The following is a 15,656-nucleotide window of genomic DNA, read 5'->3' as shown; positions in this document are numbered from 1 at the left end:
CACTTCTAAATTTTGACTTTTTCCTGCACTTTATTAAAGGAATTTATGTATGTTTTGCCGAACATTACTAATCGATCAAATTTAATATGAGGTGAATCTATTGGTTATGAAACAAGATGAATTAAAAATTGTCATTGGAGCAGGTGAATATAACAATAATCCAACATGGATTCAAACTCAGGAAGAAGAACTTAATTTATTAGTTAAGTCAACTTGGGAAAGTAAATTTGAGAAAAATTCAATTGCAGCTATTTTAGCTGAACATGTGTGGGAACACCTTACTTATGATGAAGGTTTAGAAGCTGCTAAAATTTGTTATGACTATTTAAAACCATCGGGCTATATCCGTTGTGCCGTACCAGATGGATTTTTTCAAGACGATACCTATCAAAGTATTGTTAAAGTTGGTGGACCAGGACCAAAAGATCATCCAGCTGCAAGTCATAAAATAGTATATAACTATAAAACACTAGTTCATCTGTTTGAAACAGCGGGTTTTGAAGTTAAACTACTAGAATATTGTGATGAAGAAGGAAATTTTCACGTTAATGAATGGGATGGCAAGGATGGTGTTATTTTCCGCTCGAAAAAATATGATCCTAGAAATCACGGGGAAAAAGTCCTGTTTCCATCAATCATTGTAGATGCAGTAAAACGATAATTTTATAATCAAGGTAAATCGTTAAATAATACTCAATGATTGCAATGTAAAGTATGCAAAAAGAAGACTAGCATTCTCCCAAATAAGCGACAATCTACAATGCATTATGGAAGATTAAAAGAGGTTGTAACCAAAAAGTTATATTCGCTAATTAAAAACGCTTGAATATTCCAAGCGTTTTGATGTGCTATAGGTATTTATTTACACTGTTATTTTAGATTTTCTCCACATTATTTGAACTACTTATGCTTCACTTCAGTTCTTTTATAAATAGATCATGATATTTCTGATTTCTTTTGTGATCCGATCGATTTGTCCTTGAAACATCATAGATGGGATGAAAATAGATTCTTCGGGATGGTTAATGACTAGATAAGCACTATGTGAAGGTGTTTCTTTATATCGGTATTGTAAATTAACACGTGTAATATGATGAGCGGGTATTGTTTGTTTTAATCCCCAATGTTCGTATGTAACACCATGTTCGTTTATCCTTATAACCATACTACGAATATAACCAATATAAGATAGAAAAATTAATCCCACTATCGTCATAATCAGATATGATTTAATCGTATGAGGAAATCCATGCCTTTTTACATAATTGATGAAAGTGATTAGAAAAATCGTAAACAATATGGTAACTAAAAAATTGGAAAGCCTTCCACTACTTCTAAATTCCACTTTCGATACACCTCTTTCATATTAATATCGTTTTGATTAAAAACTTTTCATATTAACATTAGGATGATCTCTTTTAGTATGAATCTAAAATCGTTGCGATGAGTGAGGTCTATTCACACTATTTGAAGGAGTATACAAACAATTCTTCATTTCTATAAAAATAAAAAATACTAGTGTAAGGAGAACATGATGAAAATACAACCTCAGAAATTTACGATAAATGGTCTTAATTATATTATTAGACATGCCTTAATAACTGACGCGAAGCAATTATCTAGTTTGAGAGTACAAATTGACGGGGAAACAGAAAATTTAGACCGAGAAAAAGGAGAAGCATTTATTGATCCAAAAGGCTTTGAACAATTAATTAACTCAGATACAGAAACGATTAATAATTTATTTTTAGTAGCTGAAGTTCAAGATAAAATAATAGGTTTCTCTAGATGTGAAGGAAATCTATTAAAGAGACTTTCCCATAAAGTAGAGTTTGGCGTTTGCGTCTTAAAAGAATATTGGGGATACGGAATTGGTAAACATCTTTTAAAACAATCAATTTCTTGGGCAGATGCTAATAATCTTTATAAAATAAATTTGAGTGTTTTAGAAACTAATATAAAAGCAATTAAACTTTATGAAAAGTTAGGCTTTGAAGTTGAAGGGATTTTAAAAAACGATAAGCTACTTTCTGATGGGAAATTTTATCATACAATTATAATGGGTAGATTTAAAAAATGAATGTAATAAAAAAAGTGATGAATGGCTCTTTTTTTCAAACGATATGATAAATTAAATTCATTTTAAAGTGGAGAGGTAAATTAAAAAAAGTACATTTTCAATATTATAAAATGAATATTCTGAAAAATCTACCGTTTTATGCTTTTATTAATATTTTTAATGACCAAAATAAAGTAAAAAAATCTATTTGAGACCGATTTGTGATTTTCTAAAATAAGCTTCTATTACATTTAAAATAGAAGATGGTGGAAAAGTGATTATTTCACTGCATGAAACTTTTTTGGAGTCCTTTATACGGACAAGTAACAGATAAATTTGATGTTATATGGCAGGTTTCAACACAGTCAGCTCAATAATTGAATGTTGATTTTTGTATTACATTTGTATGTCCAAACCTAAATTTCTTACCAATTTACTCTATTACTTTTTTTAATTTAAAAGAAAACCGTTTTATCTTGCATTTTTCAAGTATAATGAATCATACTTGGTTAATGAATATGATTTTTCTTAGGGAGAACTCTATACATATAGCGAAAAAAACAAAAATGAGGTTAAGAAATGACTAAAAGAAGTTATGCGGACTATCATCTAAGTGATGAAATTAAAAGAGCACTTACGGTTTTAAAATACGAAACTCCTACTGAAGTTCAGAGTGAAGTTATACCATTGGTAATGGAAAATCAAGATTTAGTAGTTAAGTCTCAAACAGGAAGTGGGAAAACGGCCGCTTATAGTATTCCTGTTTGCGAAATGATCGAATGGGAAGAAAAAAAACCACAGGCTTTAATACTAACTCCAACTAGAGAGCTTGCAGCTCAAGTCCGTGAAGATATTACGAATATTGGAAGATTTAAACGCATAAAAGCGGTGGCCGTATATGGTAAAGAACCGTTTACTAAACAAAAGGTAGAATTGGAACAAAAAACACATGTAGTAGTTGGTACACCTGGAAGGGTCCTAGACCATCTTGAACGAGAGACCTTAAATATAGATCAAATAAAATATCTTATCATAGATGAAGCTGATGAGATGCTTAATAGAGGCTTTATTGATGAGGTAGAAGCGATTATTAACCAGTTACCTTTAAACCGCGTAACGATGGTTTTTTCTGCTACTTTACCTAAAGATGTTGAAAATCTTTGCCATAAATATATGAAAGATCCAGTTCATATTGAGATTGAATCAACCGGAGTAACGGCTAATACCATTGAACATTTTTTAATAGAAGTTAAAGAGGAAGATAAAATTTCACTCCTAAAAGACGTCACAGTTGTAGAAAATCCAGATAGCTGCCTAATTTTTTGTCGAACAAAAGAAAATGTTGATACTGTGTTTAGTGAACTGGAAAAAGCTAATTATACATGTGAAAGACTCCATGGGGGACTGGAACAAGAAGACAGGTTTGCTGTAATGGAAGGGTTTAAAAATGGGAACTTCCGTTATCTTGTGGCAACCGACGTAGCTGCCAGAGGTATTGATATTGATAATGTAACATTAGTCATCAATTATGACGTTCCGATGGAAAAAGAGAGCTATGTGCATCGTACTGGTAGAACTGGCCGTGCCGGAAATAAAGGAAAAGCCATTACGTTTTCTACACAGTTTGAAGGGAAGTTTGTTAAAGCAATTGAAAATTACATTGGATTTGAGATACCTAGTATAGAGGCACCTAGTCATCAAGACGTAGTTGCTCGTAAAGCAATCTTTGAAGAAAAACTTAACAGCAGGCGAGTAGTAAGAAATAATAAAACAGCCCGAATTAATCAAGATATTATGAAACTTTACTTCAGCGGAGGAAAAAAGAAGAAAATACGTGCTGTTGATTTTGTTGGTACAATTGCAAAAATCCCTGGCGTAACAGTAGATGATATTGGCATAATAACCATTCATGATCAGATGTCGTATGTTGATATTCTGAATGGAAAAGGATCACTAGTTTTACAAGCAATGGAGAATGCGACAGTTAAAGGGAAAAAATTAAAAGTGAGTAAAGCAATTAAATAATGAATTTAGTGAATTTCCTTTACTCTACTATTCACGTAGCATTGGTTATTTAAGAACAAAAAAGTCGATTTCATAAAATGGAGATCGACTTTTTGTTTTCATTACTATTTAATTATTTGAGATATGGAAAAAAACTAGTTTACAAACAAGCCTTTAATGTATCATTTTATTAAATGAAATTTGTCTTTCTTCTCCATAATCCCTTTGAATGTGAATCAAATTAAGAACATTTCAGCAAACTAAAACATATTTTATTGATTTTAAAGGAGAGCATATGATTAAACTTGTATTAATCAGGCACGGGCAAAGTTTATGGAATGTTGAAAATCGATTCACAGGTTGGACAGATGTTGATTTAACAAAGAGCGGACTTTCCGAAGCAAGAGAAGCTGGGATCATTTTAAGGAAAAACGGATTTACATTTGATATTGCCTATACATCCGTCCTTAAAAGAGCAATCCGTACATTATGGATCATATTAAATGAGATTGATATGATGTGGATTCCTGTTCATAAAACATGGAGATTAAATGAACGCCACTACGGTTCACTTCAAGGGCTGAATAAAGCTGAAACAGCGCAAAAATATGGTGAAGAACAGGTTAATATTTGGAGAAGATCGATGAATGTTAGACCACCCGCTCTAAAGATTGATGATCCAAGATATGAAATAAATGAACCACGGTATAAAGACTTATCAAGAGATGAATTTCCGCTTACTGAAAGTTTGGAGGACACAGAAAAAAGAGTATTAAAATATTGGGATGAAGAGATTGCGCATGCCTTGAAATCAGGCAAAAAGGTTATTATATCCGCACATGGAAATACGTTGAGGGGAATCGTGCAATATTTAGATCAAATCTCAGCTAACGGAATTGCTTCGCTTAATATTCCAACTAGTATTCCTTTAGTTTATGAATTAAATGACGAACTAAAGCCTATTCGGCATTACTATTTAGGGATGGATGGTGAACTTCCACCCGATGTCATCCCAAAACATATCCCAAGCGAATTACTTGATCAATTTGATGATGATCATCCAAATATAACAATACAAGATGAATAGAATACAAAAAAGGATGGGCTTTAGCATTCGTGCTTCCCATCCTTTACATTATGATGCTTTAGATAATTTTAGTTTTTTAATTTGTAACTGTACTAATCGAATGGATAATGTTAGTGCTGACACTCCTAAACCAACGATTAAACCAACCCAATATCCTTTTGCACCAAGATTCGTATTTGAGAGGAAATAGCCGACTGGTAAGGCGATTACCCAATAAGCCAAAATCATCATCATTAACGTAGCATTTACATCTTTATAACCTCTTAGGGCACCTTGGATTGGCGCTGCAATTGCATCAAATAGTTGGAACATGACTGCAAAGATTAAGAATCCGCCTGCTAAAATTTGTACAGAAGGATCATTTGTATACCAACCTGCTACATTATATCGGAATAAATAGATGATGATCCCAAAAAATGAAGCAATTGATACGGCCATTACTAAACCAATTTTGCTGTATTCTTTTGCATTTTGAAACTTTTTAGCTCCAACTTCATAGCCGACAGCGATTGTTAAGGCCATCGAAATACTTAATGGAACCATATAGAGAAGACTTGCAAAATTCATAGCCACCGTATGAGCAGCAATGGTTTCAGTATCAAACTCACTTAGTAATAATGTGACTACCGAGAATACACTTACTTCAAAAAAGATACTAAGTCCTATTGGAACTCCTAGTTTTAAAATACTTTTCCAAGTTGCAAATGAAATTCTAGGAAGATTTTTAAAAAGTTTGAACGTACTAAAAGGCTTTTTAGTTTTAATAATGTAAAAAGCAATTCCAAAAATAATCCAATAGGTTATTGCAGACGCTACACCTGAACCAACCCCGCCTAAACGTGGAAGACCAGCTTTACCGAATATAAGAAAATAGTTCAAAATTACGTTAACTGGTACTGAAATAACAGTAATAATCATAGTAGTTCTTGTTTTACCTAAACCATCAATAAACTGGCGAATGACTGTATATAGAAATAAAGGTAAAATTCCAAATGATAAAGCAAATAAGAAATGAAGGGCAACACGATGAACTTTCGGATCAAGATTCATATGATTTAAGATTGGATGAATTGAAAATATACCAATAATAATAATGACAATTGCAATAATACCAGCCAAATAAAGAGCTTGCATAACAAGGGGCGTTATTTTTTCATCCTCTTTTGCACCATTTAAATTGGCAACCATTGTCGTAATTGCAACTAAAATGCCAGTTAACCCCGTACTAATTGGAGTCCAAATACTAACACCGATCGCAACCCCTGCTAAATCCCCTGGACTACTATTACCAGACATAATCGTATCAAAAAATGACATCGAAAATAATGTCACTTGAGTGATTAAAATCGGAAGTAGTAGTTTAAAAAAGCGTGAAATTTTATCCGTTTTAGTAGTATTCAATTTATCGACCTCCTAATCAAACACTTTTACAATTGTATCATGTTTTGGTTTAATAGCTATAATGAAATTATTCGGATAAATATTTTAAAGAAAGTTGGTATAAGATTGGGAAATCAAGTTGTTATCATCACAGGGGCAGGAAGTGGATTAGGAGCGTCATTAGCTAAAAAGTATTCTGAAAATGGAGCTCATATTTGTTTGTTAGGAAGAACTGAAAATAAACTTAGAGAAATTGGTAAACAATTACCTAACAATTATTCAATACATACAGTTGATGTTTCAGTATATGAAGATGTAAAAAGAGTCTTTGATACAATCATTCAAACATATGGAAAAGTTGATTTTTTATTTAATAATGCAGGTGTTGGAATTTTCGATCTTGCAGAAGAATTAAATGTAGAAGCAGTACATAATATGATCGATATTAACCTGAAGGGAACGATTTTCTGTTCACAAGAAGTTTTGAAACAGATGAAAAAACAAAATAGTGGAACGATCGTAAATATTGTTTCTACTGCAGGTCTAATTGGAAAAGCAACAGAATCTGTTTATTGCGCAAGTAAATTTGGCGTTAAGGGCTTTACCGAAAGTTTGGTTGTTGAACTAACAGGAACCCCCATTTCAGTATTTGCAGCATATATGGGTGGAATGAATACGGATTTTTGGGCAGGTATTTTTGATGAGGATAAAACGTCTAAAATGATGGATCCAGAAGATATAGCTGAAATCATTATTGAAAACATAAAACCGCGTAAAAATATATCTATACCTGAAATTATTATAAAAAACATAAAATAAGTATTAACTAAGCCTCCTTTTACACAAACTATATCCAAATTAGTAAGGATTAAGTGAGGTGTTAAAGATGGGTAAATCCAAAAAGAACAAATCAATTGAATCAAATCAAAATAATTTTGACGAATTATTACTAGAAGATCTTAATACTACAGATGATATTCCAATTGATTGGTTACCAAAAAGCGAACCAATTACAGAAACAATGTCATATAAAAATGCAAAAGATTAATTAGAATGAATAGGCTTAGCGACCTGAAATTTAAGCGTTTTCATTTAGTCACATTGTCATGATTTTTTGACTTTGACTTCAATCTGTAAAGAATAGCCATTTTGGCTATTTTTTTTTATTTTGATATGGTATTATTATTGAAGCGTTTTATATTAAAGCCAATTCTTGGCATTAAATTACATAAAAAAATGAAAAACAAGATAATAGTTAGGAGAATTTTTGATGGAAAAAGTACTAGTTTTTGGTCATAAGAACCCAGATACAGATACAATTTGTTCAGCAATTGCTTATGCAGAATTAAAAAAGGCATTAGGTGAAAATGCTGAAGCAATTCGTTTAGGTGAAGTAAGTGCAGAAACACAATTTGCACTTGATATGTTTAAATCTGAGGCACCACGTTTAGTAGAAAAAGTTGCAGCTGAAACAAATAATGTCATTTTAGTTGACCATAATGAGCGTCAACAAAGTGCTGATGGTATCGAACAAGTTCGTGTACTTGAAGTTATCGATCACCACCGTATTGCTAATTTTGAAACTAGCGATCCTTTATACTATCGTTGTGAGCCTGTTGGATGTACCGCTACAATTTTAAACAAATTATATAAAGAAAATAATATCGAAATTAAGAAAGAAGTTGCTGGTTTAATGCTTTCAGCGATCATTTCTGATACATTATTATTTAAATCTCCAACTTGTACGAATCAAGATGTTGCTGCTGCAAAAGAACTTGCAGAAATCGCAGGTGTAAATGCAGAAGAATATGGTCTTGAAATGTTAAAAGCAGGTGCAAATCTAGCTGATAAATCAATCGAGTCTTTAGTTTCACTTGATGCGAAAGAATTCCAAATGGGTAACTATAAAGTAGAAATCGCACAAGTAAACGCAGTTGATACAAATGACGTACTTTCTCGTCAAGCTGAATTAGAAAATGTACTTGAAGGAATCGTTGCAAATAAAGGATTAGACTTATTCTTATTCGTTGTAACAGATATTTTAACAAATGACTCAATCGCTGTTGCTAAAGGGACTGCTACGAACGCAGTTGAAAAAGCATACAATGTAACGTTAGAAAACAACACTGCTTTACTAAAAGGTGTTGTATCTCGTAAAAAACAAATCGTTCCAGTTTTAACTGAAACATTTAATACACTTTAAATCGAAATTTAACAACAAAGTCTTTTGAAAGGCTTTGTTGTTTTTTTATAAATAACTAATAAATGGGGGATTTGAAATGGAACATTTAAAGTATCCAATTGGTAGATTTAACTTACCATCAAGTTATACTCATCAACAACGTAAAAATTTTATTAAAATACTTAAAGATGCTCCTAATAAATATAAAGATGCGATCACATCACTTACAGAAGAACAATTAAACACAGCTTATCGAGACGGTGGTTGGACTCCAAAACAAGTTATTCATCATGTTGCTGATAGTCATATGAATAGTCTTATTCGAGTTAAATTAGCTTTAACTGAAGAAAATCCTACAATTAAAGCTTATGATGAAAATGCATGGATCTCATTAAATGATTCGAATATTGATTTTTATAGTTCCTTAAAAATAATTGAAGGCATTCATGAACGTTATGTAGTTTTACTTGAATCACTAACAGAAGAAGAATTTAAAAGAACTTGTTATCACCCTGAGCTTAAATTGAATATTAGTATCGATTTCATCCTAGCTTTATACGCCTGGCATAGCGAACATCACTTAGCACATATTAATTTAGTGAAAAACAATAACAATTAAACAAAAGATGGGATGATCTTCTCAAGTTATCTAGTATAAAGTATTTTAATTCATAACATATGGACTCCGAAGAAAAAGAATTTTAAATAGATAAGATTTAATCTAACCCACTAAAGTTTAAAGAGTGGGTTTAGTTCTTTTATCATTATTTTGAAAACTTAGTCTCTGAGTAACTCATCACAAAAATAAGAAATTTTAAATAGCCCAATGTACAACAGTGTCAAAGTTACTGTTGTACACATAAACTTAAAAATAGAATAACGTTGGAAATAGGTGTGAGCATGTATTACAAATTATTAAAGCGATATATAAAAAATTCTAATTTAAGTTTGACTGAGATAGCCAATGAATTGAACAAGTTGGGATTTTCAAAAGACAAAAGCTATTTAAGTAAATTACAAAACGCGAAATTGACTCCACCTGAAGAAAAATTAACTAGAGCGATTGCAAAAGTCACAGGGGGAAATGTTGAAGAATTACTTTGGAGTGCTTATATTATTAATGCACCTGAAAGATTTAGAACGCCTTTACAAAGCATTTCAGATCAATTATTTAATCTAGAGAATAAAGATTTGGAAGGCAAACGGAAAATAGATGTTATCTGTATGAATCAAAACAAAGAGGATCGTTCAAAAATATTTTCGGAATTTGTCAGACAAACACGATTAAAAAATAATCTGTCGATTAAATGCCTTGCAGCAAAAGCAAACGTCTCTCATTCATATATATCACAAATCGAAAATGGTAAAAGAGGTATTCCTTCAATAGAAATTATACGAAAATTGGCAGAACCACTTGGGGTTCCGGTTATTCAGTTGATTCAATTAGCTGGATATATACCAAGTGAAGAAAATGATTGGGTCGAAGGTACGAACCTTATTCGTAAAGCGAATTCACTGTTAAGCAATGAAGAAAAAGAGAAATTATTGAGGATTATAGATGCTTTTATAACATTGTCTACCATGAGATCTATTTAGAATATTTCGTCCCTGTATAAATTGTTTTGAATAAGAAACACCTTACTACATTCAATTCTTTTTGCGAATCTTGACTAAACTTGTAAATTTTAGGAAAGGATAGTAAGAAACTGTAAAAGGAAGTGAAGAGTATGTCACAACAATTTGACAATTTACCTGATTATGAATTATTAGGGAATGATCCAGCATTATCTTTGCATGAACTGTCGTATCATTATGATATGAGTTTTAATGATATTGCTGAAATTAGAGGAATCTCTGTAGAAGATTTAGTAAATTACTATCAGACAAACGCTTCTCAAGATTCATTATTTTATTTTGAATAATATATCCATAAAGCTGAACCAATCTATATTGGAGTCGGCTTTTTTTCATAAACAAATTATCTACTTATTACATTAAAAAAATTGTGAGATTAATAGAATTTTAGATAGACTTAACATGTCGGATTTTAAGATTAAAAAAGAAAGTTAAGCCATTTTTAGACTTAACTTCAATTTTTCTTTTTTGTTTTTAGTCGCCACATATTACATACCATAAATTTACCTATTGGATATTCAAAATTACATTTTTTAATAAACTTAAAATTTAACTTTTCACATATTTTATTCGATGGAATGTTATTAGCGGCTGGAAAAGCGTGAATGTATTTATGCTTAGTTTCTTTTTGTGCCTTCTTTATAGCTTTTTTTACTGCGATTGTTGCGATACCTCTTCGTTGAAATTGAGGTAAAATACTCCAACCAATTTCACAAACAAGTTTACCATCCCATATGCGATTCCAATAGCCAACAGTTCCAATTTTTGTTCTATATGGAAGCAAAATGATCGCAAACATTTGACCTGTACCTATTCGGCTCATTTCAAGATAATGATTATGCCGACTCACAATTTCTTTCAAATTTTCAAGTCCTCCAAGATATTTCATCATACTATTCGTATTTGATGACAGAAGTAAATTAAGATCTGCTTCGTTCCATGGTTCGATTTGAATGGTTGATTCATCTATTTTTGACAATAAATTCACTCCATCTATATAGTAAAAAGAATCATAATAAGATTGTATTCTAAAGTGAAGATGATATCTCTAATTAAAGAACACAAATTAAATAGGTTATGATATTTTTTAATCATGAACACAACACATAAATAAAAAAATAAGACTAGATATTTGTTTAAAGAGTGTTATATTTTCATTGAATTTAATAACCACCGAAAATAATTCAATCCTCTTACTTCAAAACGCTAAAGCAACTTTGTTAGAATTTATCTCGAATTTGAGGTATATTTATTTTAATTAATAAAATATTGAAGTAAAACCTTTTAAAGGTTCTCAAGTTTGTTATAAATCTACATAAATTCGGAGGAATAGTTTAATGGAAATAGGGATCAGTACTTTTGTAGAAACAACCCCTGATGTAAAAACAGGAGATGTAATAAGCCATGCAGAACGTTTACGTGAAGTGGTTGAGGAGATTATTTTGGCTGATCAAGTTGGATTAGATGTATTTGGTGTAGGGGAACATCATCGTAATGATTTTGCAGCTTCATCGCCAGCTGTCGTACTAGCAGCAGCTGCTTCACAAACAAATCGTATTCGGCTAACAAGTGCTGTAACAGTACTTTCATCAGCGGATCCAGTAAGAGTCTTTCAAGATTTTGCTACGCTTGATGGTATTTCGAATGGTCGGGCGGAAATCATGGCGGGACGTGGTTCATTTATCGAATCCTTTCCTTTATTTGGCTATAATTTAAACGACTATGATGAACTTTTTGAAGAAAAATTAGATTTACTCCTTAACTTGCAAAAATCTGAATTCGTAACGTGGAGTGGAAAACATCGCCCTGCCATTAACAATATTGGTATTTATCCGCGTCCAGTACAGGATCCTCTGCCAATTTGGATTGGAAGTGGGGGGAACAGGGAGTCGGTCGTCCGTGCTGGATTATTAGGACTTCCACTTGTACTAGCAATTATAGGTGGTCGTCCAATTCAGTTCGCACCACTTGTTGAGCTTTATAAAAAAGCAGCTGCTCATGCTGGTCATGATGTAAACAAACTACAGGTTGCATCCCATTCACACGGGTTCATCGCAGCGGATACGATGACTGCAGCTGATAAATTTTTCCCTTCAACACAGCAAGTCATGAATAAGCTTGGTAAGGAACGCGGTTGGGGAACATATGACCGAGCTGCATTCGATGCGGCAAGAAGTTTTGAAGGTGCACTTTATGTTGGTGATTCAAAAACAGTAGCAGAAAAAATCATCCACCTTCGTAAAAATGTAGGTATTACAAGATTTATGCTTCATGTACCAGTAGGATCGATGCCACATTTAGACGTAATGAAAGCAATCGAACTACTAGGCAAGGAAGTTGCACCAATCGTACGAGAAGAAATAGCAAAGTTGGAAGCAAATCAATAACTGAAATAATGTAAGCTGTTTTCGATAAGAAGACAGTTTTTTTTAGTGATCAAATAAAAAAACGTGATAATATTCCATCAAATGGAAAATAATATTGCTTAGTAAAGGAGGAGATCCAACTGATAAGAAAAAATTGGCTCTCAGGATTAATTGTTATTTTGACGCTTGTGACATTCGCAATACCAGCAAATTTTATAGCTCATGCTGAATCAGAAGTTTCAGATACAACTAATCGAGCACAAACAATCGTAGTAGAGTTGAATGATGATTACTTTAACCCGAAAAACATCACAATTCCAAAAGGTACAAAAACAACTTTATTATTGAAAAATAAAGGGAGTAAACCACATACTTTTACTGTGAAAATGCTCAATATTGATGTAGAAGTGCAACCAAAAACGGAAAAAACTATATCAGTGTTAGCAAATCAGGCAAATACATATGATCTTACTTGTAAATACCATTTTAATGTTGGAATGGTAGGAAAAGTAATCGTAAAATAAAGTCATGGCTACTCTGTAAAATTAAGGGTAAGTGAATGTACCTTTTTATATAAAGAGTGGATGTTTGTCTTTAATGTCACACATTAAATAGTAATTAAGTACATCACTTAAATATAGTGGTGTACTTTTTTATTAATTAGACCTCTAAATGACCTCATTTACTACCACAACTATGCAAAATAGTTAATTATTTACAACGACAATTATGTTGCACTATAATAAGAACGTATATTCCCATAACGTTAATTTTTATAAGGGGTGTTAGAATGACGAAAGTATATTCAGTAAAAGAGGTAGCTGATTTACTAGGAAAACACGAGGAAACAATAAAACGGTGGCTTCGTTCTGGTAAATTACCTAATTCATTTAGAAATAGTGACAAAGAAGGATGGAAAATTCCTGAAAGTGACTTATTAAATTTAAACAAAGTTGTTGTTCCCGTCGGAACAATTGAACAATTAGAAGTGGAACCTGATGCTGATGAGACAGATTTAGTCAAATTGGCATACGAAGCTGTTACCCTTACTTCTCCTACCGGTGATATTCTATCAGTTCTATCTATTATAGGAATTAAACGAACGTTGGAGATACTTCTTATAATGCAGCAATCCACATCAAAAGTTAAAAATCCTGACGGATTTATTAAAAAAGCAGTTCGTGAGAACTGGAGCCCTACTTCTGTTCCAGTAAAATTACCAAAAAAACAAAGCAAAAGAATCTATGACTTATCACAGAAGGACATCAGTAATGTTGCAGAGTCAAATGATGAACCTTTTAAGCGAAGGGTTCCTTTTTATAATTGGCTTGAGGAATAAGTGATTAACAATATTTAAAAGTGAGTAGGTGATTTATATGGGAAACTACCAATACCATTATTGCCCCAAAGGGATTGAAAGTCGCTATGAATTATTGGTCTTTGATGGTGAATGGGAGCCTTTTTTACCTTTGACGGATCATTATCACGATTGCATAGGCAGAATAGATAAAAGCTCTGCACTCTCGTATTTGAAATGTCTTCTACCTTTCTTTAGGTGGCTAGATGAGTCGAGTAATTACCAGGGGAATCGGGTTAGGTGGGATGAACCTCCTGATGCCATACGAGTAGCAATAGAAGATTATCTTATGAATGAGATGAACTGCAAAGTACGTGAAAAAGACACCTTTCGGTTTGTTAATCGAACAAGCAAAAGTCCCAATACAGTAAACCGTTTTCTCTCTGCATTGAAATCATTCTATAAATCTCTAATTCGATTAAACCAGTACAACTATTCGAATCCTTTGATTGATTCTTATGCAATTCTAGACGAATATAAAAGTCAAACTGTAGGTGTAAGAAAGGATAAGCCACGTATGCCATCTGAAGCAGGAACGGAAGATGCTGTGACACATAGAAGGTTGACTGATTCATATTTTAAGCTAATTAACGAGGAGTGGCAGCCTGAAATTATTGATGATCCTTACCTCCCTTCTCAGGTCTATCAAGCAGGAAAAAAGGTAAACTGGTCACAAAGGGAAATGGTTATTGCACGTATGCTTTTTGAAACAGGAGCAAGAGCAACAGAGGTTATCGAATTAACTATTGGTGATTATCGCTCGCGTAAAAGTTTTCAAGAAGCCAGTACGTTTAATAAAGGAAGTCACGGAAGAAGGGTTAAGTTCCTTAGATTTAGCAAAGATACAGTAAAATTACTAATGCGATATATTAATAAAGAACGAATCCAGTATGATGTAACTCAATGCACATTTGAAGTATTACCAAATGAAGCTCCTATATTCCTTACGGAACTAGGGACACCCTTATCATATGAAGCTTGGTATTATCACTGGAGCAGAGCCATAGAAGAATGCAAGATTAAGTTAAATCCTCATAAAACAAGGCATTGGTTTGTTACTACTAGATTACGAGAGATATACAATATTTCCAAAACAGAAGCTGAAATTAAACATCGGACAAATGAACTTATTAAGTATATAAAATGGAAAAATGCTGATACCATAAAAGTTTACGAACATTATTTTGATGAAGAAAAACATCGTGAGTCACACGATCAAATGTTGGACAATATGGCAGAGTTAGAAAAAGAGTATATAGAGCAAATGAAATACAACCGAAAGAAAAAAACTAATTTAACAGTTTTGGAAAGTAGTAAAGTTGTTGAAATAGATTCTGAACTAGAAGACTTCTTTGATGGATTGGAGTGATTTCTTTGACAATAATAACCCTTAAACCTCAATCACCTTTTTACGAGCAACTATGGGGTAAAGTTGATGACCAACTTTTGCATTTTTGTGATGTGAGAGGCATTTTTTTGCTTGACAAAATGGATGAAAAATATTTGAAATACTATATTAATAATGTGTTAGACCAACCTTGGAACAATCATTTATACCTTGCTATGTACAAATGCTAATTTAAATA

General features: G+C 32.4%; 17 protein-coding genes. 14 read left to right on the top strand and 3 right to left on the bottom strand.

Going from position 1 to position 15,656, the window contains the following annotated elements; translation table 11 throughout:
• Nucleotides 1-106: 106 nt before the first annotated feature.
• The gene (locus CN925_RS12865) at nucleotides 107-661 is read left to right on the top strand and encodes a class I SAM-dependent methyltransferase (protein WP_180232956.1); all 555 of its coding nucleotides are present in this window, start codon (nucleotides 107-109) and stop codon (nucleotides 659-661) included.
• A gap of 264 nt (nucleotides 662-925) precedes the next feature.
• On the opposite strand, the gene CN925_RS12860 is transcribed toward CN925_RS12865, so the two are convergent.
• Entirely contained in the window at nucleotides 926-1,345 is a 420-nt protein-coding gene (locus CN925_RS12860; RefSeq protein WP_098846622.1) for a hypothetical protein, read from the bottom strand.
• Nucleotides 1,346-1,534: 189 nt separating this feature from the next.
• On the opposite strand from CN925_RS12860, the gene CN925_RS12855 reads away from it, so the two are divergent.
• From CN925_RS12855 to gpmA, 3 genes are all read left to right on the top strand, one after another.
• Nucleotides 1,535-2,080, top strand: a complete 546-nt coding sequence (locus CN925_RS12855) for a GNAT family N-acetyltransferase (protein WP_098846621.1) — start codon at nucleotides 1,535-1,537, stop codon at nucleotides 2,078-2,080.
• 558 nt (nucleotides 2,081-2,638) lie between these two features.
• Nucleotides 2,639-4,084 carry a DEAD/DEAH box helicase gene (locus tag CN925_RS12850; protein WP_098846620.1) on the top strand — a complete coding sequence of 482 codons (1,446 nt, stop codon included), beginning with the start codon at nucleotides 2,639-2,641 and terminating at the stop codon, nucleotides 4,082-4,084.
• Between the two features lie 274 nt (nucleotides 4,085-4,358).
• On the top strand, nucleotides 4,359-5,150 hold the full coding sequence (gene gpmA, locus CN925_RS12845) for a 2,3-diphosphoglycerate-dependent phosphoglycerate mutase (RefSeq protein WP_098846619.1): 792 nt from the start codon (nucleotides 4,359-4,361) through the stop codon (nucleotides 5,148-5,150).
• Between the two features lie 48 nt (nucleotides 5,151-5,198).
• On the opposite strand, the gene CN925_RS12840 is transcribed toward gpmA, so the two are convergent.
• Nucleotides 5,199-6,551, bottom strand: a complete 1,353-nt coding sequence (locus CN925_RS12840; protein ID WP_286138341.1) for an MATE family efflux transporter — start codon at nucleotides 6,549-6,551, stop codon at nucleotides 5,199-5,201.
• Nucleotides 6,552-6,656: 105 nt separating this feature from the next.
• Between CN925_RS12840 and CN925_RS12835 the strand changes: the two genes are divergently transcribed.
• The 6 genes from CN925_RS12835 (at nucleotide 6,657) to CN925_RS12815 (ending at nucleotide 10,634) form a co-directional block, all read left to right on the top strand.
• Nucleotides 6,657-7,349, top strand: coding sequence for an SDR family oxidoreductase (locus CN925_RS12835; RefSeq protein ID WP_098846618.1), 693 nt, complete (start codon nucleotides 6,657-6,659; stop codon nucleotides 7,347-7,349).
• A 67-nt stretch (nucleotides 7,350-7,416) separates the two neighbouring features.
• Nucleotides 7,417-7,578: a hypothetical protein gene (locus CN925_RS21335; protein ID WP_180232950.1), complete on the top strand. Its 162-nt coding sequence runs from the start codon at nucleotides 7,417-7,419 to the stop codon at nucleotides 7,576-7,578.
• A gap of 222 nt (nucleotides 7,579-7,800) precedes the next feature.
• Nucleotides 7,801-8,733: a manganese-dependent inorganic pyrophosphatase gene (locus CN925_RS12830; protein ID WP_098846617.1), complete on the top strand. Its 933-nt coding sequence runs from the start codon at nucleotides 7,801-7,803 to the stop codon at nucleotides 8,731-8,733.
• 76 nt (nucleotides 8,734-8,809) lie between these two features.
• Nucleotides 8,810-9,331, top strand: a complete 522-nt coding sequence (locus CN925_RS12825; RefSeq protein WP_098846616.1) for a YfiT family bacillithiol transferase — start codon at nucleotides 8,810-8,812, stop codon at nucleotides 9,329-9,331.
• Between the two features lie 281 nt (nucleotides 9,332-9,612).
• Complete coding sequence (locus CN925_RS12820; protein ID WP_098846615.1) at nucleotides 9,613-10,308, top strand: helix-turn-helix transcriptional regulator; 696 nt, start codon at nucleotides 9,613-9,615, stop codon at nucleotides 10,306-10,308.
• A gap of 131 nt (nucleotides 10,309-10,439) precedes the next feature.
• Nucleotides 10,440-10,634: a hypothetical protein gene (locus tag CN925_RS12815; RefSeq protein ID WP_098846614.1), complete on the top strand. Its 195-nt coding sequence runs from the start codon at nucleotides 10,440-10,442 to the stop codon at nucleotides 10,632-10,634.
• Between the two features lie 167 nt (nucleotides 10,635-10,801).
• Here the strand turns inward: CN925_RS12815 and CN925_RS12810 are convergent, their stop codons facing one another.
• Entirely contained in the window at nucleotides 10,802-11,335 is a 534-nt protein-coding gene (locus tag CN925_RS12810) for a GNAT family N-acetyltransferase (protein WP_098846613.1), read from the bottom strand.
• Nucleotides 11,336-11,684: 349 nt separating this feature from the next.
• On the opposite strand from CN925_RS12810, the gene CN925_RS12805 reads away from it, so the two are divergent.
• From CN925_RS12805 to CN925_RS12790, 4 genes are all read left to right on the top strand, one after another.
• The gene (locus CN925_RS12805) at nucleotides 11,685-12,734 is read left to right on the top strand and encodes an LLM class flavin-dependent oxidoreductase (RefSeq protein ID WP_098846612.1); all 1,050 of its coding nucleotides are present in this window, start codon (nucleotides 11,685-11,687) and stop codon (nucleotides 12,732-12,734) included.
• Between the two features lie 158 nt (nucleotides 12,735-12,892).
• Nucleotides 12,893-13,237, top strand: coding sequence for a cupredoxin domain-containing protein (locus CN925_RS12800; protein ID WP_483295195.1), 345 nt, complete (start codon nucleotides 12,893-12,895; stop codon nucleotides 13,235-13,237).
• A gap of 266 nt (nucleotides 13,238-13,503) precedes the next feature.
• Nucleotides 13,504-14,052 carry a helix-turn-helix domain-containing protein gene (locus tag CN925_RS12795; protein WP_098846610.1) on the top strand — a complete coding sequence of 183 codons (549 nt, stop codon included), beginning with the start codon at nucleotides 13,504-13,506 and terminating at the stop codon, nucleotides 14,050-14,052.
• A 37-nt stretch (nucleotides 14,053-14,089) separates the two neighbouring features.
• Complete coding sequence (locus tag CN925_RS12790; protein ID WP_098846609.1) at nucleotides 14,090-15,439, top strand: tyrosine-type recombinase/integrase; 1,350 nt, start codon at nucleotides 14,090-14,092, stop codon at nucleotides 15,437-15,439.
• Nucleotides 15,440-15,656: the final 217 nt, after the last annotated feature.

The sequence above is a fragment of the Bacillus sp. AFS055030 genome (genome assembly GCF_002574545.1).
GTDB lineage: Bacteria > Bacillota > Bacilli > Bacillales > Bacillaceae_G > Gottfriedia.
Note: the sequence above shows the minus strand (reverse complement) of the source record. Positions and strands in the feature narration are given on the sequence as shown.

Excerpts from the sequence above, each read along its gene's own strand:
- CN925_RS21335 (WP_180232950.1), top strand. The coding sequence starts at position 7,417 with ATGGGTAAATCCAAAAAGAACAAATCAATTGAATCAAATCAAAATAAT.
- CN925_RS12850 (WP_098846620.1), top strand. The coding sequence starts at position 2,639 with ATGACTAAAAGAAGTTATGCGGACTATCATCTAAGTGATGAAATTAAA.
- CN925_RS12790 (WP_098846609.1), top strand. The coding sequence starts at position 14,090 with ATGGGAAACTACCAATACCATTATTGCCCCAAAGGGATTGAAAGTCGC.
- CN925_RS12855 (WP_098846621.1), top strand. The coding sequence starts at position 1,535 with ATGAAAATACAACCTCAGAAATTTACGATAAATGGTCTTAATTATATT.
- CN925_RS12805 (WP_098846612.1), top strand. The coding sequence starts at position 11,685 with ATGGAAATAGGGATCAGTACTTTTGTAGAAACAACCCCTGATGTAAAA.
- CN925_RS12825 (WP_098846616.1), top strand. The coding sequence starts at position 8,810 with ATGGAACATTTAAAGTATCCAATTGGTAGATTTAACTTACCATCAAGT.
- gpmA (WP_098846619.1), top strand. The coding sequence starts at position 4,359 with ATGATTAAACTTGTATTAATCAGGCACGGGCAAAGTTTATGGAATGTT.
- CN925_RS12820 (WP_098846615.1), top strand. The coding sequence starts at position 9,613 with ATGTATTACAAATTATTAAAGCGATATATAAAAAATTCTAATTTAAGT.
- CN925_RS12865 (WP_180232956.1), top strand. The coding sequence starts at position 107 with ATGAAACAAGATGAATTAAAAATTGTCATTGGAGCAGGTGAATATAAC.
- CN925_RS12795 (WP_098846610.1), top strand. The coding sequence starts at position 13,504 with ATGACGAAAGTATATTCAGTAAAAGAGGTAGCTGATTTACTAGGAAAA.
- CN925_RS12815 (WP_098846614.1), top strand. The coding sequence starts at position 10,440 with ATGTCACAACAATTTGACAATTTACCTGATTATGAATTATTAGGGAAT.
- CN925_RS12830 (WP_098846617.1), top strand. The coding sequence starts at position 7,801 with ATGGAAAAAGTACTAGTTTTTGGTCATAAGAACCCAGATACAGATACA.